The 22,271-nt window shown below is 64.5% G+C and carries 36 protein-coding genes; 32 read left to right on the top strand and 4 right to left on the bottom strand.

Annotation, left to right across the window (positions count from 1 at the left end; genetic code table 11):
- The 31 genes from ACYQ2W_RS18960 to ACYQ2W_RS18810 all read left to right on the top strand — a co-directional run.
- Positions 1–445 (top strand): EF-Tu C-terminal domain-related protein (locus tag ACYQ2W_RS18960; protein ID WP_459870697.1); only part of this gene is annotated, 445 nt, incomplete at its 5' end.
- Positions 446–450: 5 nt separating this feature from the next.
- Positions 451–762, top strand: coding sequence for a 30S ribosomal protein S10 (rpsJ, locus tag ACYQ2W_RS18955; RefSeq protein ID WP_459870694.1), 312 nt, complete (start codon positions 451–453; stop codon positions 760–762).
- Positions 763–793: 31 nt separating this feature from the next.
- A complete protein-coding gene (rplC, locus tag ACYQ2W_RS18950) occupies positions 794–1,432 on the top strand; it encodes a 50S ribosomal protein L3 (RefSeq protein ID WP_459870691.1) in 639 nt (212 codons plus the stop codon).
- Between the two features lie 10 nt (positions 1,433–1,442).
- Positions 1,443–2,045: a 50S ribosomal protein L4 gene (gene rplD / locus ACYQ2W_RS18945; protein ID WP_459870688.1), complete on the top strand. Its 603-nt coding sequence runs from the start codon at positions 1,443–1,445 to the stop codon at positions 2,043–2,045.
- Complete coding sequence (rplW, locus tag ACYQ2W_RS18940; protein WP_459870685.1) at positions 2,042–2,338, top strand: 50S ribosomal protein L23; 297 nt, start codon at positions 2,042–2,044, stop codon at positions 2,336–2,338. The genes rplD and rplW overlap by 4 nt, the downstream gene beginning before the upstream one ends.
- A gap of 22 nt (positions 2,339–2,360) precedes the next feature.
- Positions 2,361–3,182 carry a 50S ribosomal protein L2 gene (rplB, locus tag ACYQ2W_RS18935; protein WP_459870683.1) on the top strand — a complete coding sequence of 274 codons (822 nt, stop codon included), beginning with the start codon at positions 2,361–2,363 and terminating at the stop codon, positions 3,180–3,182.
- 16 nt (positions 3,183–3,198) lie between these two features.
- On the top strand, positions 3,199–3,474 hold the full coding sequence (gene rpsS, locus ACYQ2W_RS18930) for a 30S ribosomal protein S19 (RefSeq protein WP_459870681.1): 276 nt from the start codon (positions 3,199–3,201) through the stop codon (positions 3,472–3,474).
- Positions 3,475–3,484: 10 nt separating this feature from the next.
- Positions 3,485–3,817, top strand: coding sequence for a 50S ribosomal protein L22 (gene rplV / locus ACYQ2W_RS18925; RefSeq protein WP_459870678.1), 333 nt, complete (start codon positions 3,485–3,487; stop codon positions 3,815–3,817).
- 15 nt (positions 3,818–3,832) lie between these two features.
- Complete coding sequence (gene rpsC / locus ACYQ2W_RS18920) at positions 3,833–4,510, top strand: 30S ribosomal protein S3 (RefSeq protein WP_459870675.1); 678 nt, start codon at positions 3,833–3,835, stop codon at positions 4,508–4,510.
- A 12-nt stretch (positions 4,511–4,522) separates the two neighbouring features.
- The gene (gene rplP, locus ACYQ2W_RS18915) at positions 4,523–4,936 is read left to right on the top strand and encodes a 50S ribosomal protein L16 (RefSeq protein ID WP_459870673.1); all 414 of its coding nucleotides are present in this window, start codon (positions 4,523–4,525) and stop codon (positions 4,934–4,936) included.
- Entirely contained in the window at positions 4,936–5,139 is a 204-nt protein-coding gene (gene rpmC / locus ACYQ2W_RS18910) for a 50S ribosomal protein L29 (RefSeq protein ID WP_459870671.1), read from the top strand. The genes rplP and rpmC overlap by 1 nt, the downstream gene beginning before the upstream one ends.
- On the top strand, positions 5,136–5,393 hold the full coding sequence (gene rpsQ, locus ACYQ2W_RS18905) for a 30S ribosomal protein S17 (RefSeq protein ID WP_459870669.1): 258 nt from the start codon (positions 5,136–5,138) through the stop codon (positions 5,391–5,393). Before rpmC ends, rpsQ begins: the two co-directional genes overlap by 4 nt.
- Before the next feature lie 51 nt (positions 5,394–5,444).
- Entirely contained in the window at positions 5,445–5,813 is a 369-nt protein-coding gene (gene rplN, locus ACYQ2W_RS18900) for a 50S ribosomal protein L14 (protein ID WP_459870666.1), read from the top strand.
- 17 nt (positions 5,814–5,830) lie between these two features.
- Complete coding sequence (gene rplX, locus ACYQ2W_RS18895) at positions 5,831–6,148, top strand: 50S ribosomal protein L24 (protein WP_459870663.1); 318 nt, start codon at positions 5,831–5,833, stop codon at positions 6,146–6,148.
- A gap of 18 nt (positions 6,149–6,166) precedes the next feature.
- On the top strand, positions 6,167–6,706 hold the full coding sequence (gene rplE / locus ACYQ2W_RS18890) for a 50S ribosomal protein L5 (RefSeq protein ID WP_459870660.1): 540 nt from the start codon (positions 6,167–6,169) through the stop codon (positions 6,704–6,706).
- Between the two features lie 14 nt (positions 6,707–6,720).
- A complete protein-coding gene (gene rpsN, locus ACYQ2W_RS18885) occupies positions 6,721–7,026 on the top strand; it encodes a 30S ribosomal protein S14 (RefSeq protein WP_459870656.1) in 306 nt (101 codons plus the stop codon).
- Between the two features lie 108 nt (positions 7,027–7,134).
- Positions 7,135–7,530 carry a 30S ribosomal protein S8 gene (gene rpsH / locus ACYQ2W_RS18880; RefSeq protein WP_459870653.1) on the top strand — a complete coding sequence of 132 codons (396 nt, stop codon included), beginning with the start codon at positions 7,135–7,137 and terminating at the stop codon, positions 7,528–7,530.
- A 15-nt stretch (positions 7,531–7,545) separates the two neighbouring features.
- Positions 7,546–8,079 (top strand): 50S ribosomal protein L6, encoded by a 534-nt coding sequence (gene rplF / locus ACYQ2W_RS18875; RefSeq protein ID WP_459870650.1) that lies wholly within the window; start codon positions 7,546–7,548, stop codon positions 8,077–8,079.
- Positions 8,080–8,094: 15 nt separating this feature from the next.
- A complete protein-coding gene (gene rplR / locus ACYQ2W_RS18870; RefSeq protein ID WP_459870647.1) occupies positions 8,095–8,448 on the top strand; it encodes a 50S ribosomal protein L18 in 354 nt (117 codons plus the stop codon).
- Between the two features lie 15 nt (positions 8,449–8,463).
- On the top strand, positions 8,464–8,967 hold the full coding sequence (gene rpsE, locus ACYQ2W_RS18865) for a 30S ribosomal protein S5 (RefSeq protein ID WP_459870644.1): 504 nt from the start codon (positions 8,464–8,466) through the stop codon (positions 8,965–8,967).
- 61 nt (positions 8,968–9,028) lie between these two features.
- Positions 9,029–9,214 (top strand): 50S ribosomal protein L30, encoded by a 186-nt coding sequence (gene rpmD / locus ACYQ2W_RS18860; protein WP_459870642.1) that lies wholly within the window; start codon positions 9,029–9,031, stop codon positions 9,212–9,214.
- A gap of 1 nt (position 9,215) precedes the next feature.
- Positions 9,216–9,650, top strand: a complete 435-nt coding sequence (gene rplO, locus ACYQ2W_RS18855) for a 50S ribosomal protein L15 (protein WP_459870639.1) — start codon at positions 9,216–9,218, stop codon at positions 9,648–9,650.
- 5 nt (positions 9,651–9,655) lie between these two features.
- Positions 9,656–11,011 (top strand): preprotein translocase subunit SecY, encoded by a 1,356-nt coding sequence (gene secY, locus ACYQ2W_RS18850; RefSeq protein WP_459870637.1) that lies wholly within the window; start codon positions 9,656–9,658, stop codon positions 11,009–11,011.
- Between the two features lie 45 nt (positions 11,012–11,056).
- Positions 11,057–11,170: a 50S ribosomal protein L36 gene (gene rpmJ, locus ACYQ2W_RS18845; RefSeq protein ID WP_459870634.1), complete on the top strand. Its 114-nt coding sequence runs from the start codon at positions 11,057–11,059 to the stop codon at positions 11,168–11,170.
- A 95-nt stretch (positions 11,171–11,265) separates the two neighbouring features.
- Positions 11,266–11,622, top strand: a complete 357-nt coding sequence (gene rpsM / locus ACYQ2W_RS18840; RefSeq protein ID WP_459870632.1) for a 30S ribosomal protein S13 — start codon at positions 11,266–11,268, stop codon at positions 11,620–11,622.
- 35 nt (positions 11,623–11,657) lie between these two features.
- The gene (gene rpsK / locus ACYQ2W_RS18835; RefSeq protein WP_459870630.1) at positions 11,658–12,047 is read left to right on the top strand and encodes a 30S ribosomal protein S11; all 390 of its coding nucleotides are present in this window, start codon (positions 11,658–11,660) and stop codon (positions 12,045–12,047) included.
- Positions 12,048–12,064: 17 nt separating this feature from the next.
- Positions 12,065–12,685, top strand: coding sequence for a 30S ribosomal protein S4 (gene rpsD / locus ACYQ2W_RS18830; protein WP_459870628.1), 621 nt, complete (start codon positions 12,065–12,067; stop codon positions 12,683–12,685).
- Between the two features lie 32 nt (positions 12,686–12,717).
- Positions 12,718–13,722, top strand: a complete 1,005-nt coding sequence (locus ACYQ2W_RS18825; RefSeq protein WP_459870625.1) for a DNA-directed RNA polymerase subunit alpha — start codon at positions 12,718–12,720, stop codon at positions 13,720–13,722.
- Positions 13,723–13,778: 56 nt separating this feature from the next.
- Positions 13,779–14,156, top strand: coding sequence for a 50S ribosomal protein L17 (gene rplQ / locus ACYQ2W_RS18820; protein WP_459870622.1), 378 nt, complete (start codon positions 13,779–13,781; stop codon positions 14,154–14,156).
- A 95-nt stretch (positions 14,157–14,251) separates the two neighbouring features.
- Positions 14,252–14,986, top strand: coding sequence for an SAM hydrolase/SAM-dependent halogenase family protein (locus tag ACYQ2W_RS18815; RefSeq protein WP_459870619.1), 735 nt, complete (start codon positions 14,252–14,254; stop codon positions 14,984–14,986).
- Positions 14,986–15,306, top strand: coding sequence for a hypothetical protein (locus ACYQ2W_RS18810; protein ID WP_459870616.1), 321 nt, complete (start codon positions 14,986–14,988; stop codon positions 15,304–15,306). The genes ACYQ2W_RS18815 and ACYQ2W_RS18810 overlap by 1 nt, the downstream gene beginning before the upstream one ends.
- Before the next feature lie 116 nt (positions 15,307–15,422).
- Here the strand turns inward: ACYQ2W_RS18810 and speA are convergent, their stop codons facing one another.
- Positions 15,423–17,303, bottom strand: coding sequence for a biosynthetic arginine decarboxylase (gene speA / locus ACYQ2W_RS18805; RefSeq protein ID WP_459870613.1), 1,881 nt, complete (start codon positions 17,301–17,303; stop codon positions 15,423–15,425).
- A gap of 469 nt (positions 17,304–17,772) precedes the next feature.
- Here speA and speE point away from each other — a divergent pair, with 469 nt between their 5' ends.
- Complete coding sequence (gene speE, locus ACYQ2W_RS18800; RefSeq protein WP_459870610.1) at positions 17,773–18,624, top strand: polyamine aminopropyltransferase; 852 nt, start codon at positions 17,773–17,775, stop codon at positions 18,622–18,624.
- Positions 18,625–18,766: 142 nt separating this feature from the next.
- Here speE and ACYQ2W_RS18795 read toward each other — a convergent pair whose 3' ends face one another.
- The 3 genes from ACYQ2W_RS18795 to ACYQ2W_RS18785 form a co-directional block, all read right to left on the bottom strand.
- On the bottom strand, positions 18,767–20,728 hold the full coding sequence (locus tag ACYQ2W_RS18795) for a methyl-accepting chemotaxis protein (RefSeq protein WP_459870607.1): 1,962 nt from the start codon (positions 20,726–20,728) through the stop codon (positions 18,767–18,769).
- A gap of 136 nt (positions 20,729–20,864) precedes the next feature.
- Positions 20,865–21,317 carry a DUF4124 domain-containing protein gene (locus ACYQ2W_RS18790; RefSeq protein ID WP_459870604.1) on the bottom strand — a complete coding sequence of 151 codons (453 nt, stop codon included), beginning with the start codon at positions 21,315–21,317 and terminating at the stop codon, positions 20,865–20,867.
- 90 nt (positions 21,318–21,407) lie between these two features.
- A complete protein-coding gene (locus tag ACYQ2W_RS18785; RefSeq protein ID WP_459870600.1) occupies positions 21,408–22,199 on the bottom strand; it encodes an ABC transporter permease in 792 nt (263 codons plus the stop codon).
- Positions 22,200–22,271 lie beyond the last annotated feature (72 nt).

Here is a 22,271-nt window from a genome sequence, read left to right as displayed (position 1 = left end):
CATCAAGGAGACCACCAAGACCACCTGCACCGGTGTGGAGATGTTCCGCAAGCTGCTGGATCAGGGGCAGGCGGGGGACAACGTGGGCGTGCTGCTGCGCGGCACCAAGCGAGACGAGGTGGAGCGTGGTCAGGTGCTGTGCAAGCCCGGCTCGATCACCCCGCACACCAAGTTCGAGGCGGAGGTCTACGTGCTGACCAAGGAGGAGGGGGGTCGTCACACCCCGTTCTTCAACGGCTATCGTCCGCAGTTCTACTTCCGCACCACCGACGTGACCGGAGCGGTGGATCTGCCCGAAGGCACCGAGATGGTGATGCCGGGTGACAACATCAAGGTCACCGTCTCCCTGATCGCGCCGATCGCGATGGAAGACGGCCTGCGTTTCGCCATCCGCGAGGGCGGCCGCACTGTCGGCGCCGGCGTGGTGTCCAAGATCATCGAGTAAGCATCATGGCTGACCAGACTATTCGTATTCGTTTGAAGTCCTTCGATCACCGTCTGATCGACAAGTCGGCGAGCGAGATCGTCGAGACCGCCAAGCGCACCGGCGCGACCGTGCGCGGTCCGATCCCGCTGCCCACCAAGAAGGAGCGCTTCACGGTGCTGATCTCGCCGCACGTCAACAAGGACGCGCGCGACCAGTACGAGATTCGTACCCACAAGCGCCTGATGGACATCGTGGATCCCACCGACAAGACGGTGGATGCGCTGATGAAACTCGATCTGGCCGCCGGTGTGGACGTCCAGATCAAGCTGAACTGATCGTTCGGCACTGTTTGTAGGGGTTTGACCAATGGCAATCGGACTTATCGGCCGGAAGGCGGGGATGACCCGGATCTTCACTGAAGAGGGCGCCTCCATTCCTGTGACCGTGATTGAGATGGAGCCGAACCGCGTGACCCAGGTGAAGAGCCTGGAGAGCGACGGCTACGCGGCGCTCCAGGTGACCACCGGGAGCCGTCGCGCCAACCGCGTGACCAAGGCGATGGCCGGCCACTTCGCGAAGGCGGAGAGTGCCGCCGGCCGTGGCCTGTGGGAGTTCCGCCTGACCGCCGGCGAGGGTGAGGGGATCGAGGTCGGCAGCGAGATCAAGGTCGACATCTTCGAGAACGGCCAGAAGGTGGACGTCACCGGCACCTCCATCGGCAAGGGCTTCCAGGGCGGCGTGAAACGTCACAATTTCCGCACCCAGGACGCCACCCACGGCAACTCGCTGTCCCACCGTGCGCCCGGCTCCATCGGTCAGAACCAGACCCCGGGCCGCGTGTTCAAGGGCAAGAAGATGGCCGGCCAGATGGGCAACAAGCGCACCACCGTGCAGACCCTCGAAGTGGTCCGCGTCGATGCCGAGCGCAACCTGCTGCTGGTCAAGGGTGCCGTCCCCGGTTCCAAGGGCGCCGACGTCATCGTCAAGCCCGCGGTCAAGGCGTGAGGAGTTCACCATGGAACTGAATATTCAAGGCGGCAACAAGATGGAGGTCTCCGACTCCGTCTTCGGTCGCGACTTCAACGAGACCCTGGTGCACCAGGTGGTGGTCGCCTACATGGCGGGCGGTCGCGCCGGTACCAAGGCGCAGAAAAGCCGCGGTACGGTCAAGCACTCCACCGCCAAGCCGTGGCGGCAGAAGGGCACCGGTCGCGCCCGCTCCGGCATGTCCTCCAGCCCGATCTGGCGTTCCGGTGGCGTGACCTTCGCGGCCACTCCCCGTGACCACTCCAAGAAGGTCAACCGCAAAATGTACCGTGCGGCGATCGCCAGCATCTTCTCCGAGCTGGCCCGCCAGGAGCGCTTGGTGGTGGTCGACAACTTCGAGCTGGAGACCCCGAAGACCAAGGCGATGATCGCCAAACTCAAGGAGATGGATCTGGACAATGCCCTGATCGTCTCCAACGAAGTGGACGAGAACCTGTTTCTTTCCGCGCGCAATCTGCCGAAGGTGGATGTGCGCGATACCGCCGGCCTCGATCCGGTGTCGCTGGTCCGCTTCGACAAGGTGGTGATGACGGTCGATGCCGTCAAGTCCGTTGAGGAGTGGCTGGCATGAGCAAAGAACGTCTGTTGAAAATCCTGCTGGCCCCGGTGGTCTCCGAGAAGAGCGCCCGGGTGGCCGACCAGGCCCGTCAGGTGGTTTTCAAGGTGGTCGGTGATGCGACCAAGCCCGAGGTGAAGGCCGCGGTCGAGGAGCTCTTCGAGGTGAAGGTGGCCGGCGTCAGCGTCGCCAACGTGAAGGGCAAGCAGAAGCGTTTCCGTCAGGGAATGGGTCGTCGTCCGAGCTGGAAGAAGGCCTACGTCACCCTGCAGGAAGGCTTCGACATCGATTTCGCCGCGGCGGAATAAGGCGTAAGGGGCACGATTCAAGATGGCTATTCAAAAGTGCAAACCGACCTCTGCCGGCCGCCGGCACGTCGTACAGGTCGGCTCCGCGGAGCTGCACACCGGCGAGCCGCATCGCCCGCTGGTGACCAAGAAGTCGAAGAACGGCGGTCGTAACAACAACGGTCGGATCACCACCCGTCACAAGGGCGGTGGCCACAAGCAGCGCTACCGCGTGGTCGACTTCAAACGCAACAAGGACGGTATTCCTGCCCGCGTCGAGCGTTTGGAGTATGATCCCAACCGCAGCGCCCACTTGGCCCTGGTCTGCTACGCCGACGGCGAGCGTCGCTACATCATCGCGCCGAAGGGTATCGCCGCCGGTGCCGAGCTGATGTCCGGCGTCGAGGCGCCGATCAAGGCCGGCAACGCCATGCCGCTGCGCAACATCCCGCTGGGTACGGTGGTTCACTGCGTCGAGATGAAGCCGGGCAAGGGGGCGCAGATCGCCCGTTCCGCCGGTACCTCGGTGCAGTTGCTGGCCCGTGAGGGCGCCCAGGCAACCCTGCGTCTGCGCTCCGGCGAGATGCGCAAGGTGCACGCCGACTGCAAGGCGGTGATCGGTGAGGTTTCCAACTCCGAGCATAACCTGCGCTCCCTGGGCAAGGCCGGTGCCACCCGCTGGCGCGGCGTGCGCCCCACCGTCCGCGGTGTCGCCATGAACCCGGTCGACCACCCCCACGGTGGCGGTGAGGGTCGCACCTCCGGCGGTCGTCATCCGGTCACCCCGTGGGGTGTGCCGACCAAGGGTCACAAGACTCGCAGCAACAAGCGCACGGACAAGCAGATTGTCCGTCGCCGCAAGTAATTGAGAGGGTGTAGCCGTGCCTCGTTCCGTACGCAAAGGGCCGTTCATCGACCTCCATCTGATCAAGAAGGTCGAGGAGGCCGTCGCCTCCAACAGCAAGCGCCCGATCAAGACCTGGTCCCGCCGTTCCATGATCATGCCGGAAATGGTGGGTTTGACCATCGCTGTCCACAATGGCCGCCAGCACGTTCCGGTGCTGGTCTCCGACCAGATGGTCGGCCATAAATTGGGCGAGTTCGCCGCGACCCGTACGTTCAAGGGTCACGCTGCGGACAAGAAGGCCAAGCGCTAAGGGGGCTGTGATGGAAACCGGAGCGAAACTGCGTTACGCGCGAATCTCCGCGCAGAAGGCCCGTCTGGTCGCCGATCAGGTGCGTGGCCTGCCGGTCGAGCGTGCCCTGCAGGTGCTGGAGTTCAGCCCGAAAAAGGGTGCGGCGATCATCCGTAAGGTGCTCGAGTCGGCCATCGCCAACGCCGAGCACAACGACGGTGCCGACGTCGACGAGCTGAAGGTGAGCACCATCTCGGTGGACGAGGGCCCCAGCTACAAGCGGCTGCAGGCCCGCGCCAAGGGTCGTGCCAATCGTATTCTCAAGCGCACCTGCCACATCAATGTGGCGGTTGCCGAAAAGTAAAGACAGGATCGAGCAATGGGACAGAAAGTACATCCTACGGGCATCCGTCTCGGCATCGTCAAGGAGCACAACTCCAAGTGGTATGCCGACAGCCGGAATTACGCGGACTACCTCAACACCGATCTGGACGTCCGTGAGTTCCTAAAGAAGAAGCTGTCCCAGGCCTCGGTCAGCCGCATTCAGATCGAGCGTCCGGCGCGCAATGCCCTCATCACCATCCACACCGCCCGTCCCGGTATCGTGATCGGCAAGAAGGGTGAGGACATCGAGAAGCTGCGCCGGGAGGTCTCCGCGATGATGGGGATTCCGGTCAACATCAACATCGAGGAGATCCGCAAGCCGGAGCTCGACTCGACGCTGGTGGCGGAGTCGATCGCGCAGCAGCTGGAGCGGCGCATCATGTTCCGTCGCGCGATGAAGCGCGCGGTCGGCAACACCATGCGGCTCGGCGCCCAGGGCATCAAGATTCAGGTCTCCGGCCGACTCAACGGCGCCGAGATCGCCCGTACCGAGTGGTACCGCGAGGGCCGTGTGCCGCTGCACACCCTGCGTGCAGACATCGACTACGGCTTTGCCGAGGCGCACACCACCTACGGTGTGATCGGCATCAAGGTGTGGATTTTCAAGGGCGAGATCTTCGACCAGGGTGGCTCCAGCGACAGCGACGCCGCCTCGGCGAAGCGTGCGAGCTAAGGGGATTGATCGATGCTTCAGCCTAAACGTACCAAGTTTCGTAAGCAGCAGAAGGGTCGCAACCGCGGTCTCGCCCAGGTCGGCAACAAGGTCAGCTTCGGCGAGTTCGGCATGAAGGCGGTCGAGCGTGGTCAGATCACCGCGCGTCAGATCGAAGCGGCCCGTCGTGCGATGACCCGTCACATCAAACGTGGCGGCAAGATCTGGATCCGGGTGTTCCCGGATACCCCGATCACCAAGAAGCCCATCGAGGTTCGTATGGGTAAGGGCAAGGGCAACGTCGAATACTGGGTTTCCAAGATTCAGCCCGGCAAGATGCTCTATGAAATGGAGGGCGTCTCCGAGGAAGTGGCCCGCGAGGCGTTCCGCCTGGCCGCCGCCAAGCTGCCGGTGAAGGTCGCATTTGTTAGTCGGACGGTGATGTGATGAACGCAACTGAACTTCGTGGGAAGAGCGTTGACGAGCTGAAGGGCGAGCTGGAAGGCCTGCTCCGTGAGCAGTTCAACCTCCGTATGCAGCAGGGCGCGGGCCAGCCGGCCAAGCCCGATCAGTTCAAGAAGGTCCGTCGCGGCATCGCCCGCGTCAAGACCGTTCTCAACGAGAAGGCAAAGGCAGGGGCCGCGTCATGAGTGAAGAAAAGGTTCAGCGTACCCTCACCGGGCGGGTGATCAGCAACAAGATGGACAAGTCCATCACCGTGCTCGTCGAGCGTCGGGTCAAGCATCCGCTGTACGGGAAGTACATCCGCCGCAGCACCAAGCTGCACGCCCACGACGGGGACAACGCCTGCAACGAAGGCGATATCGTGACCATCACGCAGTGCCGCCCGATCTCCAAGACCAAGGCGTGGTCCCTGGTGGAGATCGTCGAGAAGGCAAGCTGATCGTTCGCGTCAGTCGGTCGTGGATTTGAGAATTAGTTTCGGGATACAGCCATGATTCAGATGCAGACAATGTTGGAGTCCGCCGACAACAGCGGCGCACGCCGACTGATGTGTATCAAGGTGTTGGGCGGTTCACACCGCCGCTACGCCTCGGTCGGGGACATCATCAAGGTTTCCGTGAAGGAAGCGATTCCCCGCGGCAAGGTCAAGAAGGGCGATGTCTACAACGCGGTGGTCGTCCGCACCACGAAGGGCGTGCGCCGCCCCGATGGTTCGGTGATCCGTTTCGACGGCAACGCCGCGGTGCTGCTGAACAACAACCTTCAGCCCATCGGCACCCGCATCTTTGGCCCGGTGACCCGTGAACTGCGCTCCGAGCGGTTCATGAAGATCATCTCGCTGGCGCCTGAAGTGCTGTAACCCGGGGAGATAGGACCATGAAAAAGATTCGCAAGGGCGACGAGGTCGTCGTCACCGCCGGCAAGTACAAGGGTCGCCGTGGCAGCGTGCTGCGGGTGATGGCCGACGACAAACTGATCGTCGAGGGCATCAACCTGGTGAAGAAGCACACCAAGCCCAACCCGTTCCACGGTACCCCGGGTGGGATCGTCGAGCGCGAGGCGCCGATTCACGTCTCCAACGTGATGCTCTTCAACCCGGCCAGCGCCAAGGGCGACCGTGTGGGCTTTCGCACCCTCGATGATGGGCGCAAGGTTCGTTACTTCAAGTCCAACGACGAAGTCGTGGACGTTTAAGGTTCGGGGCAATCAGCAATGGCTAGACTGCAACAACACTACCGCGACACCGTCATCCAGCAGCTGAGCGAGAAGTTCGGCTACAAGAACGTGATGGAAGTGCCGCGTATCGAGAAGATCACCCTCAACATGGGCGTCGGCGAAGCCGTCGGCGACAAGAAGGTGATCGAGCACGCCGTCAGCGACATGGAGAAGATCTGCGGCCAGAAGGTCGTGGTGACCAAGGCGCGCAAGTCGGTGGCCTCGTTCAAGATCCGTGACGGCTGGCCGGTGGGCTGCAAGGTGACCCTGCGCCGCGAGCGGATGTACGAGTTCCTCGACCGTCTGATCGCCATCGCCATCCCGCGTATCCGCGACTTCCGCGGCCTCAGCCCGAAGGCCTTCGACGGCCGCGGCAACTACAACATGGGCGTGCGCGAGCAGATCATCTTCCCGGAGATCGACTACGACAAGATCGACGCGCTGCGCGGGATGGACATCACCATCACCACCAGCGCCCGCACCGACGAAGAGGGGCGTGCGCTGCTCGAAGCGTTCAGCTTCCCGTTCAAGAACTAAGGCGGAGAGTACCGATGGCCAAGACGTCCATGATCGAGCGCGAGAAGAAACGCGTGAAGACCGCCAACAAGTATGCCGCCAAGCGTGCGGCGCTGAAGGCGACCATCCAGAGCAAGAGCGCCTCCGACGAGGAGCGCTGGGATGCGCAGATGAAGCTCCAGGCGCTGCCGCGCGATGCGTCGCCGACCCGTCAGCAGAACCGCTGCCGACGTACCGGCCGTCCCCACGGCTACTACCGCAAGTTCGGTCTTGGTCGCAACAAGCTGCGCGAAGCGGCCATGAGCGGCAACGTCCCCGGGCTGGTCAAGGCCTCCTGGTAATACCGCCGAACTCTTTTTTCTTTTGTTTCGGGGGTGTTGGGCGCGCGATATTCGTGTATAATCGCGCGCCTTTCACCCTTGAGAACGTTTTTACGGAGTGGATTTCGAATGAGCATGACGGATCCCATTGCAGACATGCTGACCCGCATCCGCAACGCCCAGGGCGCGGAGAAAGCGGAGGTTCGCATGCCGTCGTCGAAGGCGAAGCAGGCGCTTGCCAAGGTTCTTCAGGACGAGGGTTATATCAGCGGGTTCGCGGTGGCCGACAACGACGGCAAGCCGGTGATGACCGTTGAGCTGAAGTACTACGAAGGCAAGCCGGTGATCGAGAGCATCGATCGCGTGAGTCGTCCCGGGCGCCGTCTCTACAAGGGCAAGTCCGATCTGCCGAAGGTCAACGACGGTCTCGGCATCGCCATCGTTTCCACCTCCAAGGGGGTCATGACCGATCGGGCCGCGCGTTCCGCGGGCCTCGGTGGTGAGGTCCTCTGTTACGTCTCTTAATGTGGGTGCAGATCAATGTCTCGAGTCGCTAAACAGCCGGTAGAGATCCCCTCCGGCGTCGAAGTCAAGCTTGCCGGGCAGGCCCTCTCCGTGAAGGGTGCCAAGGGTGAACTGAGTCTCGACGTACATCCGGAGGTCGCGGTCGATTTCGCCGACAACGTGCTGAAATTCTCGGCCCGTAGTGAGGAGCGCGGCTCCGTGGCGCTGGCCGGCACCATGCGCGCGCTGGCCGCCAATGTGGTCACCGGGGTGAGTCAGGGCTTCGAGCGCAAGCTGACGCTGGTCGGCGTCGGCTATCGCGCCCAGGCCCAGGGCAAGGTGCTCAATCTGACCCTCGGCTTCTCCCATCCGGTCAACTACGAAGTGCCGGAGGGAATCACCGTCGAGACCCCGTCGCAGACGGAGATCGTGGTGAAGGGCGTCGACAAGCAGGTGGTGGGTCAGGTCGCCTCCGAGATCCGCGCCTACCGTCCGCCGGAGCCCTACAAGGGCAAGGGTGTTCGTTATTCAGACGAACATGTGGTCCGCAAAGAGGCGAAGAAGAAGTAAGGGTAGGGTGACGAAATGGATAAGAAGTCCGCACGCATTCGTCGCGCCCGCAAGGCGCGCGCCAAGATTCGCGAGCTCGGCGTCCATCGCCTGAGCATCCATCGCACCCCGCGCCACATCTACGCCCAGGTGATCGCGCCCAACGGGTCCGAGGTGGTTGCCGCCGCCTCCACCGTGCAGGCCGACATCCGCGGGCAGGTGGCGGGCACCGGCAATGCCGACGCCGCTGCGGCGGTTGGCAAGGCGATCGCCGAGAAGGCCAAGGCCGCCGGCGTCACCGCAGTGGCGTTCGATCGCGCCGGTTTCAAATATCACGGCCGAGTCAAAGCACTCGCCGATGCCGCCCGCGAAGGCGGCCTGGAATTCTAAGACGGGGTTTGTGTAATGGCTAACGTTGATACCCAGAGCGCCGGCGACGGCCTCCACGAGAAGCTGGTCGCGGTCAACCGCGTGGCGAAGGTTGTGAAGGGCGGCCGGATTTTCGGCTTTACCGCGCTCACCGTGGTGGGTGACGGTGAGGGCCGGGTCGGTTACGGCCACGGCAAGGCGCGAGAGGTACCGGTGGCCATTCAGAAGGCGATGGAGAAGGCGCGCAAGAACATGCGCAGCGTCAAGCTCGACGGCTCCACCCTGCAGTACCCGATGATGGGCCACACCGGCGCCGCCAAGGTGTTCATGAAGCCCGCCTCCGCCGGTACCGGGATTATCGCCGGTGGCGCCATGCGCGCGGTGTTCGAGGTGCTGGGTGTCAAGGACGTGCTGGCCAAGTGCGTCGGTACCCGCAACCCGATCAACGTGGTGCAGGCGACCATCAACGCGCTCTCCGACATGACCTCCCCCGAGGATGTGGCGGCGAAGCGTGGCAAGAAGGTCGAAGAGATCCGCTAAGGAACGAATTTCGCGCCAGGCCGACGACGGCGGCGCGACGAACTCGGAGCTAGGTTGAACCATGGCTGACAAGAAAGTGAAGGTCACCCTGGTGCGCAGCACCAACGGCCGGCTGGAGAACCACAAGGCGTGCGTGCGCGGCCTCGGTATCCGCCGTATGCACCATACCGTGACCGTTGATGACACCCCGGAGAACCGCGGGATGATCAACAAGGTCTCCTACATGCTGAAGGTGGAGGAAGCCTAACATGCGCCTGAACACGCTCAAGCCCGCAGAGGGCAGCACGCCCGCCGCCAAACGCGTTGGTCGTGGCCAGGGCTCCGGCCTGGGCAAGACCTGCGGCCGCGGTCACAAAGGTCAGAAATCCCGTAACGGCGGCTTCCACAAGGTCGGCTTCGAGGGTGGTCAGATGCCGCTCCAGCGTCGCCTGCCGAAGGTCGGCTTCAACTCTCGCAAAGCGCGCGGCTATGCCGAGGTGCGACTGCCCGAGCTGCTCAAGGTGGAGGGTGATGAGATCGACCTGCTGGCGTTGAAGGCCGCCGGTGTGGTGCCGCTGCAGGCCGATCGGGTCAAGGTGATCGCCTCCGGCGAGATTGACAAGGCGGTCAAGCTGCGCGGCGTCGCTGCTACCAAGGGTGCCCGGGCCGCTATTGAGGCTGCCGGCGGCAGCGTCGAAGAGTAACGATTATGGCGGGCGCGATCGAAGGCGTAGCCGGAGCCCTCGGCGACATGGGGAAGCTCGCCGAGCTTCGTCGACGGTTGTTGTTCGTGCTCGGAGCGCTGGTGGTATATCGCATCGGTGCCCACATCCCGGTGCCGGGGATCGACCCCACCGCGTTGGCGGCGATGTTCGACCAGCAGAAGGGCACCATCCTGGACATGTTCAACATGTTCTCGGGTGGCGCATTGATGCGCTTCACCATCTTCGCGCTGGGGATCATGCCGTATATCTCGGCATCGATCATCATGCAGATGATGAGCATCGTCATTCCCTCTTTGGAGCAGCTCAAGAAGGAGGGGGAGAGCGGTCGGCGAAAGATCAGCCAATACACCCGTTACGGCACCGTGGTGCTGGCGACGTTCCAGGCGATTGGTGTGTCGGTGGCGTTGCAAAGCCAGCAGGTGGGTGGGATGTCGGTGGTGCCCCATGCGGGGATCGCCTTCGTCTTCACCTCCACGGTGACGCTGGTGACCGGGACGATGTTCCTGATGTGGCTGGGTGAGCAGGTGACCGAGCGCGGCGTCGGCAACGGCATCTCGATCATCATCTTCTCCGGTATCGTCGCCGGCCTGCCGGCCGCCATCGGTGGCACCCTGGAGCTGGCTCGCACCGGCGAGATGAATGCGCTGATGGTGCTGGCGCTGTTCTTCGTGGCGATGGCGGTGACCGCGTTCGTGGTCTTCGTCGAGCGGGGGCAGCGACGGATCACGGTGAATTACGCCAAGCGGCAGCAGGGGCGCAAGATGTTTGCCGCCCAGAGCAGCCATCTTCCGCTGAAGCTGAACATGGCGGGCGTTATCCCGCCGATCTTCGCCTCGTCGATCATCCTGTTCCCGGCAACGGCGGCCGGTTGGTTCGGCCAGACCGAGGGGATGGAGTGGCTGAAGGACATCGGCAGTACGCTGAGTCCCGGCCAGCCGATCTACGTGGCGTTCTATTCGCTGGCGATCATCTTCTTCTGTTTTTTCTATACCGCCCTGGTGTTCAACTCCAAGGAGACGGCGGAGAACCTGAAGAAGTCGGGCGCTTTCATTCCGGGTATCCGTCCCGGCGAGCAGACCGCCCGTTACATTGACGGCGTGCTCACCCGGTTGACGGCGGCGGGGGCGATCTACATCACCCTGGTCTGTCTGTTGCCGGAATTTTTGATCGTCTATTGGAACGTGCCGTTCTATTTCGGCGGCACCTCCCTGCTGATCATCGTGGTGGTGGTGATGGACTTCATGTCACAGGTGCAGGCGCACCTGATGTCCCATCAGTACGAGAGCCTGATGAAGAAGGCGAACCTGCGTGGGCAGGGGCGCTCGGGAACGATTCGTTAAGGGGCGGCGAGAGCCGGCCCGCCAGCTACTTCGGAGATTTAGGCAATGAAAGTTCGTGCCTCGGTGAAGAAGATCTGCCGCAACTGCAAGATCATCCGTCGCAAGGGCGTGGTTCGCGTCATCTGCAGCGATGCGCGCCACAAACAGCGTCAGGGTTGATCTTTTCGGGGTTGATCCCCGGCAGATTTCAGGTTACTATTCCGCGCTTTCCGTAACGGCCCCGTCGGGCCGTTTCGTTTCAGGAGATTATTCGGATGGCCCGTATTGCAGGCGTTAACATTCCGACCAACAAGCATGCCGTCGTCGCGCTCACCGCGATCTACGGTGTTGGTCGCACCCGCGCCGCCGCGATTTGCGACGCGGTCGGCATCAAGCACGACACCAAAATCGGCGAATTGGCCGAGGCGGAGTTGGAGCAGATCCGTGGTGAGCTGGCGAAGTTCTCCGTGGAAGGCGACCTGCGCCGCGAAGTCTCCATGAATATAAAGCGCCTGATGGACCTCGGCTGCTATCGCGGCATGCGCCATCGTCGCGGTCTGCCGGTCCACGGTCAGCGTACCAAAACGAACGCCCGCACCCGCAAGGGCCCGCGTCGCCCGATCCGCAAGTAAGCGGCGGCGCACTGTTTATTTAACGGAACACGGCAATGGCAAAAGCAACTACCCGCACCCGTAAGAAGGTCAAAAAGAACGTCGTCGACGGCATCGCGCACGTCCACGCCTCGTTCAACAACACCATCATCACGATCACCGATCGCCAAGGCAACGCCCTATCCTGGGCGACCGCCGGCGGCTCCGGTTTCCGTGGCTCGCGCAAGAGCACCCCGTTCGCCGCCCAGGTGGCGGCGGAGCGTGCCGGCAATGTGGCCAAGGAGTACGGGATGAAGAACCTCGAGGTGCAGGTCAAGGGTCCCGGCCCGGGCCGCGAGTCGGCGGTTCGTGCGCTGCACAACGCCGGGTTCCGCATCACCAACATCTCGGACGCGACCCCGATCCCGCATAACGGCTGCCGTCCGCCCAAAAAGCGTCGCGTCTAAGAGAGTGGAGAGAATTCGTGGCTAAGTATACCGGTCCCAAGTGCAAGCTTTGCCGCCGTGAGGGCGGCAAGTTGTTCCTCAAGGGCGAGAAGTGCTTCTCCTCCAAGTGCCCCGTCGAGAGTCGCCCGTTCCCGCCCGGCCAGCACGGCCAGCGTCGTCCGCGGCTCACCGACTACGCGGTGCAGTTGCGTGAGAAGCAGAAGCTGCGCCGTACCTACGGCGTGCTGGAGAAACAGTTCCGCGCCTACTACACCGAGGCCGCCCGTCGCCGCGGTTCCACCGGTGAGGTGCTGCTGCAGCTACTGGAGGGGCGCCTGGATACCGTGGTCTACCGCATGGGATTCGCCGCCTCCCGCTCCGAGGCCCGTCAGCTGGTCCGCCACAACGGCGTGCTGGTCAACGGTCAGCGGGTGAACATCCCCTCGTTCCAGGTGAAGCCTGAGAGCGTCATCAGCGTTGCCAACAAGGAGCAACTGCGCATCAAGGGGGCCCTCGAGGCCCAGGCGCAGCGCGGTTTTTCCGAGTGGCTCGACGTCGACGTCAACAAGGCGGAAGGCGTGTTCAAGGCGATGCCCGAGCGCAGCGACCTGCCCGCCGACATCAACGAGCACCTGGTGGTCGAGCTGTACTCCAAGTAATTGGGGTATGTCGTTAGCAAAGGGGAGAGTACATGGCTAGCTTCGGAAAAGATCTTCTCAAGCCGCGCGTCGTCGACGTGCAGGTGATCAACGATCGTCACGCCAAGGTCACCCTGGAGCCGCTTGAGCGTGGCTTCGGCCACACCCTCGGCAACGCGCTTCGCCGTGTGCTGCTCTCGTCGGTGCCCGGCTGCGCCGTGGTCGAGGTGGAGATCGAGGGCGTGCTCCACGAGTACACCTCGATCGAGGGGGTGCAGGAGGACGTGATCGACATCCTGCTCAACCTCAAGGGGCTCTCCATCCGGATGCACGCCCGCGATTCCGCCTCCCTCAAGCTGAGCAAGAAGGGGCCGGGGCCGGTCACCGCCGCGGATATCACCGTCGACCACGATGTCGAGATCGTCAATCCGGACTACGTGATCGCCAACCTGACCAAGGGTGGCGAGCTCAACATGAGCCTCAAGATCGAGCGTGGTCGCGGCTATCAGCCGGCCACCGTGCGCGCCGAGCGTGAGGAAGAGGAGCGTCCGATCGGCCGTCTGCTGGTGGACGCCAGCTTCTCGCCCGTGCATCGCGTCACTTACACGGTCGAGCGCGCCCGCGTCGAGCAGCGTACCGACCTGGACAAGCTGATCGTCGACATCGAGACCAACGGCAGCGTCGATCCCGAGGGGGCGATGCGTACCGCTGCTCGGATCCTGATGGATCAGCTGTCGGTGTTCGTCGACCTGCAGGGCGACGAGGTGGTTGCGGTGGAGCACAAGGAAGCAGAGATCGACCCGATTCTGCTGCGCCCGGTGGACGACCTCGAATTGACCGTCCGCTCCGCCAACTGCCTGAAGGCCGAAAGCATTTACTACATCGGTGACCTGATCCAGCGTACCGAGGTGGAGTTGCTGAAGACCCCGAACCTGGGCAAGAAGTCGCTCACCGAAATCAAGGATGTGCTGGCCGCCCACGGGCTCGCCCTCGGCATGAAGCTTGACTCCTGGCCGCCTGCCGGCCTCAAGGATGAGCAGGCGAAGGCCTCCGCCTGATTCGGCACGCCGCGAACCAAATTGAATCAACCTGATTTTTTATAGGATTTCGAACGATGCGCCATCGTAACACCGGCCGGCAGTTGAGCCGCAACAGCTCCCACCGCAAGGCGATGCTGAAGAACATGGCAGCCTCGCTGTTCCGCCACGAGCTGATCAAGACCACGCTTCCCAAGGCGAAAGAGCTGCGCCGCGTGGCCGAGCCGCTGATCACCATGGCCAAAAGTGACAGTGTCGCCAAGCGACGCCTCGCCTTCGCCCGTATCCACGACAAGGAGATGGTGGGGAAGCTGTTCAATGAGCTGGGGCCGCGCTACCAGGACCGTCCCGGCGGTTACCTGCGCATCCTCAAGTGTGGGTTCCGCGCCGGTGACAACGCGCCGATGGCCTATGTCGAGCTGGTGGATCGCCCGGAGGTGGTCGAGGCCGAGTAAGTCCGAACGAGGCGGTCGCCCGGCGGCTGTCGTAAACGGATGGAAAGGGGGACTTCGGTCCCCCTTTTCGCGTCCCGGGGAAGGCGGAGGGTAGCGTGCAGTCGATTGTCCTGTTTACCGATTTCGGTATCGAAGGCCCCTACCTCGGGCAGATGAAGGCGGTGCTTTACCGGGGCGCGCCGGCCCTCCCGGTGATCGACCTGTTCGTCGATGCCCCCTCTTACGATCCACGCTGTTCGGCCTATCTGCTCGCGCCCTACGCCGAGTGGTTCCCGGCGGGGACCGTGTTTCTCTGCGTGGTCGATCCCGGCGTCGGCAGCGAGCGGCGGGCCGCGGTGGTGGGCGCAGACGGCCGCTGGTTCGTCGGTCCCGACAACGGCCTGCTCAACGAGGTGGCGCGTCGCGCGACAGCGGTCCGTTGGTGGGATATCGAGTGGCGTCCGGAGCAGCTCTCCTCCAGCTTCCATGGTCGTGACCTGTTCGCCCCGGTGGCGGTGCGACTGGCGCTGGACGAGGCGCCGCCGGGGCGGGAGGTGGCGGCGGTGGAGCGGGTCCGTGGCGATTGGCCTGTGCGGTGGCCGCGGGTGGTCTATATCGATCACTACGGCAATGCCATCACCGGCCTAAGGGCCAGTGAGGTGGATCCCGCAGCGCACCTGCGGGTGGCCGGGCGCTGCGTGGAGAGGGCGCGCATCTTCAGCGACGTGTTGCCGGAAGTGCCGTTCTGGTATGAGAACTCCAATGGTCTGGTGGAGGTCGCGGTCAATCGGGGGCGGGCGGACCGCCACTTCGGGCTCTCCATCGGCGATCCGGTGGAGGTGGAGGGGTGATGGTGGCCGAATACTGGGCGTTGTGGCGCACCAGCATCCGGTTGGCGCGAGGCGAGGGAGTGTGGTGGCGCAGTCCCTTCGTCTGGGCGCTGATCGCCACCGTCGGCGCGGTGGTGAGCTACGCGCTGGCCGACGGGGCGATCATCAGCGCACTGGCGACGCCGCTGTTTTTCGCCGCCGGCCTGCTCTGGATGGGGGTGATGGTGCAGCTCGCGCTACGCGGCCCCGATGCACTTGCCGGTTTCGTGCTGGGGGTGGTGGTGCTGGCGATCGCGATGCGTATCGGGCTGGCCGCCGCCCGCTATCTCCTTTTCCTTTGAACACGACACCCCCGCGCCGGAGACCGAAGCGTCTCTACCCGCAGATTTCGCAGATTGGTGCGGATTTTTGGCCCTCTGAGTCTGCGTCCCTTTGCTGAATCCGCGGCTCATTCACTTCACTCCTCCAGGTAGGTGTAGCCCGAGAGGCCGGCCTCCAGTTCGTTGAGATAGCGGCTGCGCTCGATCGGCGACAGGTCGCTGGCGGCGGTCTTGGCGCGGTAGGTGGCGGCCAACTCCCGCGGATTGTAGTGGACCAGCCGCAGCAGCTCCTCGACGGTGTCCCCGTGCTCCGGGTGGACCAGGCGGTAGCCTCCCTCGGCGTTCAGCAATACGTCCACCGAGTCGGTGTCGCCGAACAGGTTGTGGATGTCGCCGAGGGTCTCCTGATAGGCCCCCACCAGAAAGATTCCCAACAGGTAGTCGGCCCCCGGGGTGTAGTGGTGCAACGCCAGCGTGCTCTCGATCCCCGCCTGCTCGACGAACTGGTCGATGCGTCCGTCGGAGTCGCAGGTGAGGTCCTCGATCACCGCCCGGCGGGTGGGCTCCTCATCCAGCCGGTGAAGCGGGAGGATCGGGAAGATCTGCTCGATGCCCCAGACGTCGGGCAGCGACTGGAAGATGGAGAGGTTGCAGAAGTACTTGTCGGCGAGCCGCTCGTTGAGTTCGTCGAGCAGCACCGCATGGGCGCGGATGCGCGGGTTGAGCAGCTCGGCGACCCGCCGGGCGATGGCGAAGTAGAGCCGTTCGGCGTGGGCCTTATGCTCCAGGCTGAGGGTGCCGGCGGTGTACAGCTCCTGGGACTGGGAGAGCCAGTGGAGGGCGTCGTGGTAGCCCTCGGCGGCGCGGTGGCCGTCCAGCGCTTGGAGCGTGCGGTGCATTTCGTGAAGCAGCAGTGGCGCCCCCTCGGTTGGCGGCTCTGCGCAGTCGTCGCCCGGCGGGCCGTCGGTGTCGGTGACGTTGGTGATCAGCACCGCGTGGTGGGCGGTCATCGCCCGCCCGCATTCGGTGATGATGTCGGGGTGGGGCAGCTCCCGTTCGCTGCACGCCTCCCACAAGGTGTGGACGATGTTCCTGGCGTACTCCTCGACGCTGTAGTTGACCGAGCAGTAGCTGCGCGAGTGGGTCCCCTCGTAGTCGATACCCAGTCCGCCGCCGACGTCGGCGATGGTGATCTCGGCGCCGAGGCGGCGCAGTTCGGCGTAGTAGCGTACCGCCTCGCGCATGCCGCGCTGGACGTCGTGGATGTTGGAGAGCTGGGAGCCCATGTGGAAGTGGATCAGCTTGAGGGTATGGAGCAGACCGTTCTTCTTCAGCCGCTCCACCGCCTCCAGCACCTGGGCGGCGGACAAGCCGAACTTGGCCTTTTCGCCGCCGGAGTTCTGCCACTTGCCGGCGCCCAGGGAGGAGAGTCGCAGGCGCACGCCGAGCAGCGGCTCGATTCCCATCTCCTGCGATTCGCGGATCACGATCTCCAGTTCCGATAGCTTCTCGATGACGATGTGCAGGCGGTGCCCCAGGGCCCGTCCGATCAGCGCCAGGCGGATATACTCGCGGTCCTTGTAGCCGTTGCAGACGATCACCCCGCCGTTGCGGTCGGCCAGCGCGAGCACCGCCATCAGCTCCGGCTTGCTACCCGCCTCCAACCCCACCCGGGGGCCGCCGTGGGTGACGATCTCCTCCACTACCCGCCGTTGCTGGTTGACCTTGATCGGGTAGACCGCGGTGTAGCGTCCGCGGTAATCGCGCTCGGCCATGGCGGCGGCGAAGGCGTCGGTGAGGCGATCGACCCGGTCGTGGAGGATGTCGCTGAAGCGCACCAGCACCGGCAGGTTGAGTCCCTGTTCGCGAATCTCGGCGGTGAGCCGGTGGAGATCGACCTGGTGGGGGCGGTCCGGGCGAGGGCATGCGGCGAGCGTGCCCTGCTCGGTTACCTCGAAGTAGCCGTTGCTCCAGTGGGAGAGGTTGTAGAGGCTGCGCGCGGCCTGGATGTTCCACATGGTCGGGATCGCCGGGGTTGGGGGTGGGAGGGGGATTATGCTGGAAGGGGGTGTCAGGTGTCAGGTGTCGGGCTTCAGGTTTCAGGCGAGGGTATGACCTTGGTCGCCTCTTCGCCTTTTCGGATCTCTGGTTACGACGCTCTGCGTCGTAACCGGGGGCCTCGGACGCTCTGCGTCCTGGTGCGCGATACGGGGCGGAAATAGCAGTGCCTCCGTTTGACATGACGCGGAGCGTCAAAAAGGACGTTTCCACGCAGAGCGTGGAAACGAGGAAGTGGGTGGGGGGGCTTCGCGTTGCGGGGTTTGACGTTGGGGCGGCCTCCTGCATCATCCATCCTGTCACCTGTCACCTGTCACCTGTCACCTGTCACCTGTCACCTGTCACCTGTCACCTTTACCCGCGCTTGTTCCCGCAACCCCCTTTCCGCTATCTTGAGCCCCCATTTTCCGACCCACCGGGAGAGTCCCCATGACGCTCGATCAGAACTGGTTCACCGAGGCGTGCGAGGAGTGCGGCAGCGCCTTTTCGCTGAAGATCAAAAACAAGCTCCACGAGGAGCAGAGCGAGTACCAGAAGATCGAGATCTATGAGACCGAGACCTTCGGCAACCTGATGGTGCTCGACGGCTTCGTCATGCTGACCAGCCGTGACAACTTCCTCTACCACGAGATGATGACCCACCCGGCGCTGTTCACCCTGGCCGATCCGAAGCGGGTGGTGATCATCGGCGGCGGTGACTGTGGCACCCTGCGCGAGGTGCTCAAGCACCCCGGCGTCGAGGAGTGTTGGCAGGTGGAGATCGATGAGCGGGTGACCCGCGTCTCCGAGCAGTTCTTCCCCGAGCTGTGCACCGCCAACGACGACCCCCGTGCCCACTTCTTCTTCGGTGACGGGGTGAAGTGGATGCAGGAGCAGGAGCCCGGCAGCGTCGACCTGGTGATCGTCGATTCCACCGATCCGATCGGCCCCGCCGAGGGGCTGTTCGCCGAGCCCTTCTACCGCGACTGCCACCGGGCGGTGCGCGGCGGCGGGATGCTGGTGCAGCAGAGCGAGTCACCGCTGCTTCATGTGGAGCTGCTCAAGCGGATGCGCGGCGGCATGCTTGCCGCCGGCTTCGACGGGGTGAAGACCCTCACCTTCCCCCAACCGGTCTACCCCAGCGGTTGGTGGTCGGCGACGATGGCGGCGAAGGGTTGCGAACTGAACGCCTTCCGCGAGGAGGCGGTCCGCGCCAAGCCGTTCGATACGGTCTACTACAACGCCGACATCCACCGCGGCGCCCTGGCCCAGCCGGAGTTCTTCCTCCGCGAGCTGGGTTGAACAGAAGGCGGGCCGCGCCCGCCGGCGCCATTGAATCGGGCACCCTGCGGTGGTGCCGACGGAAAGGCCGGCGGCGGGCACGGCCCGCCCTATGACGCTCTGCAACATGATGAAAAAAGGGCCGGCTTTGCGGCCCTTTTTTTCATCGGTTGATCTGCCGCTCCACCGCATCGATCAACTGTACGATCCGCTCCGACAGCGGCCCCACCTTGGCGTATTCCCGCTCCGCCTCCTGGCGGCGGTTGGCGTTCTTCAGCTCGACCACCTTGCGGATGGTGGCGTGCAGCTCCTCGTGGGGGCGCTCGACCTCGCGCATTTCCGCGAGCTTCCCGTAGCCCTTCATCCCCTCGCCGTAGTACCACTTGCCGAAGCCGCAGGCGCGGTGGGAAACCGCCTGGTCGGTGGCCAGGGTGGCGTGGCCGTCGAGGAAGGCGCGCAGCTTGGTCTTCCAGGCGAGGTGGGCCACCTTTGCCGCGGAGAGGTCCACACCGGCACCGCTCTTGAAGCGGCTCATCTCCTGGCGCAGCCCATCCACCCGATCGACCAGTCCGACCGCCACGGTGGAGGTCTCCTGTGCGCCGAGGGCGGTCTCCTCGGCGACCCGGTTGATGTTGACGATGTTGCGGTTCATCTCCTCGGCCACTGCGCTCTGCTCCTCGGCGGCGGAGGCGATCTGGGCATTCATGTCGTTGATCGACTGCACCGCTGCGGTGATCCGCCCGAGCGATTCGCCGGCGCTCGCCGCCTGCTCGACGCTGGTCTGGGCCTGACCGCGTCCCTCCTCCATCACCTGCACCGCCTGACGGGCGCCCCGTTGCAACTGGTCGATCATCCCCTGGATCTCTTCGGTGGCGCGCTGGGTGCGGTTGGCCAGGGTGCGCACCTCATCAGCGACCACCGCGAAGCCGCGACCCTGCTCGCCGGCGCGGGCCGCCTCGATGGCGGCATTCAGCGCCAACAGGTTGGTCTGCTCGGCGATCCCCTGGATGGTCTCCAGGATGGTGCCGATGTTGCCGCTATCCACTTCCAGCTGGCGGATCACCCCGGCGGTCTGCTCCACCTCGGCGGCGAGGCGGTTGATCGCGTCGATGGTGGCGCTGACCACCCGCTCGCCGCCGGTGGCTTCGCTCTGCGCCTTGTGGGCCGCCTCGGCGGCGGTGGCGGTGTTGCGCGCAACCTCCTGGACGGTGGCCGCCATCTCGTTCATGGCGGTCACCACCTGGTGGATCTCCGACTGCTGGCGCTGCATGCCGATGTGGGTCTGCTCGGCGGTGGCGGAGAGACGCTCGGCCTCGCCCACCAGATCGCCCGCCGAATGGGTCACCTCGCCGATGGCGGTGCCGAAGGTGCCGAGCATGGCGTTGAAGGCGCGGCCCGCGGCGCCGAACTCGTCGTTGCCGAGCCCCTGTATCGCATGGGTCAGATCCCGCTCGCGGCTCACCTGCTCCATGGTCGCGCGCAGCCGGTCGAGGGGGTGGAGGATGGCGCGGGCGAGCAGCCACAGCGCCGCCGCCGCCGAGACGAACGCAGCGATCAGGATCAGCAGCAGGGTGCGGTCGACGCCCATCACGTGGTCGTCGAGGGCCCGTTCGGTGCGCTCGGTGTGGCTGCGGTAGGCGGCACCCAGGATCTCGAAGGCCTTCAGTGCCGGCTGGTCATCGATCTTCACCGCCGCGTCGATCTCTTTCGGCGTGCGCCCCGCGGCGCTCATCGTCTTCACCTGTTCGAGCTGATCGCGATAGCGGCCGGAGACCCCCTCCAGGGTGGCCAGCGCCTCCCGTTCGAAGTTGTCGATACCGTCGAGGGCGCGATAGCTGGAGATCGCCGCCTGCAGGGCGCGCTGCTCCTCCAGGGCGCGGGAGGCGTAGCGCTCCTCGCCACGCAGCACGTAGTTCTTGAAGTTGTGGATCAGGCCGCCGTAGCCGAAGCGTGCCTTCATCTCCATCAGCAGGGTCTGACGGGCCGCCACCTGTTCCTGGTAATGGCTCCAGTTCTCTTCGATGGGCTCCACCGCCCGGGTGGTGAGGAAGAAGACCGCAAGGGTGAGGATGGCGACGGCGCTGATCAGCAGATGGAAGCGATTGCGGATGGTCAGGGGGATCATGGTACGCGGGGAACTCCAGGGAACAGTGCGGTACCGCGCACCATGGACGTTTTGCTACAGATTTTCAATTGGTAGGTAACGAAATTTACCTATGTCGAATAGGTGTTATTACGCGGTTCCGAATTCGCCTTTCCCCCTATTTGCACCATTTCTGCACATCCTTGCGCGCCCGCTCCATCAATGCCGCCCGCTCCTTGTCGTCGAGCACCACCTGCTTCCCCTCGTCGTTCTCGCGCACCAACTGGTCGGCGCCCTCGTACCGTTTCAGGTCATCCTGCGCCCGCCGGCAGTATTCGACGCGTTCCGGGTTCTTCTGGGAGGCGCCGGCTGCCTCGCCTCCCGCGTCGGCGCCGTCCGCCGCCGCGGGCGTCCCCGCGGATGCCGGAGTTGCGGACGGCGGCAGTGAGGCGGGTTTGACGTCGATCGGCTTCGCCCCGCCCATTGGCGGGAGATCGCTGTAGTGCGTCCCCCCCTGCGGGTCGGTCCATTTGTACACCGCCGCGGAGGCGCCGGCGGCCAGCACCAGCCACAGTGGGAGAATCGCGAGGCGGGCGCGGCGGCCCGTGGCGGAGGAGGCGGGATGGGACATGGAGCGAGGTCCTCGATGGCGAAGGTCAGAACATAGCGCACCCGTGGTGCGCGATCCAAACGCACCATCCATTGGACAACGGGACCCGGTTCAGTTCAAACGATCGAGGCGCAGCCGGTGGCGGCCGTCGAACAGCCGCTTGGAGCCGGCCCATAGCGCCGCCGCGGTGCCGAAGCCGGTGCCGGCGGTGATCAGAAACATGATCAGCAACTGGTACTTCACCGCCTCCACCGGGGCGGCGCCGGCGAGGATCTGGCCGGTCATCATCCCCGGCAGACTGATCACTCCGGCGGCGGCCATGGCGTTGATGATGTGGATCAGGCCGCTGCGGATCGACTCGCGGCGGATCTCGGTCACCGCCTCGGACCACGGCTGGCCGAGGGCGAGGCGCGCCTCGATCACCGCCCGCTGGCTCCACACCGTCTGGGTGAAGCGGTCCAGCGCGATGCCGATGCCGTTCATGGTGTTGCCGAGGAGCATCCCCAGCAGCGGGATGGCGTACTGGGGGGCGTACCAGGGGTCGGCACCGATCAACACGGTGAGCGCCAGCAGCGCCACGGTGAACGAGGAGAGGAACATCGACAGGGTGCCCACCCCGTAGCCCCACCAGCCGCGCAGCCGGCGTTTCTGGCGGGCCATCACCTCGCGCCCGGCGAGGCCCACCATGACCAGCGCCATCAGCCCCACCAGCGCGGGGTGGGCGATCTCGAAGAGCACCTTCAGCACCAGACCGATCAGCGACAACTGCACCGTCGCGCGCAGGGCGTTGATCGCCAGCGAACGCTCCAGCCCGAGGCCGAGCCGGCGCGAGAGCAGCGCCAGCGCCACCACCAGCACGGCGGCCAGGGCGAGATCGAAGGGGGTGAGCGGAATCGGTCCCATGGTCGTCGCTGGATTCACACCCTGTAGGAGCGGCCCTCAGGGCTCGCGAAAGAATAACTTCCTGTTTTGGGA

The organism is Endothiovibrio diazotrophicus, from assembly GCF_054657215.1.
Note: the sequence above shows the minus strand (reverse complement) of the source record. Positions and strands in the feature narration are given on the sequence as shown.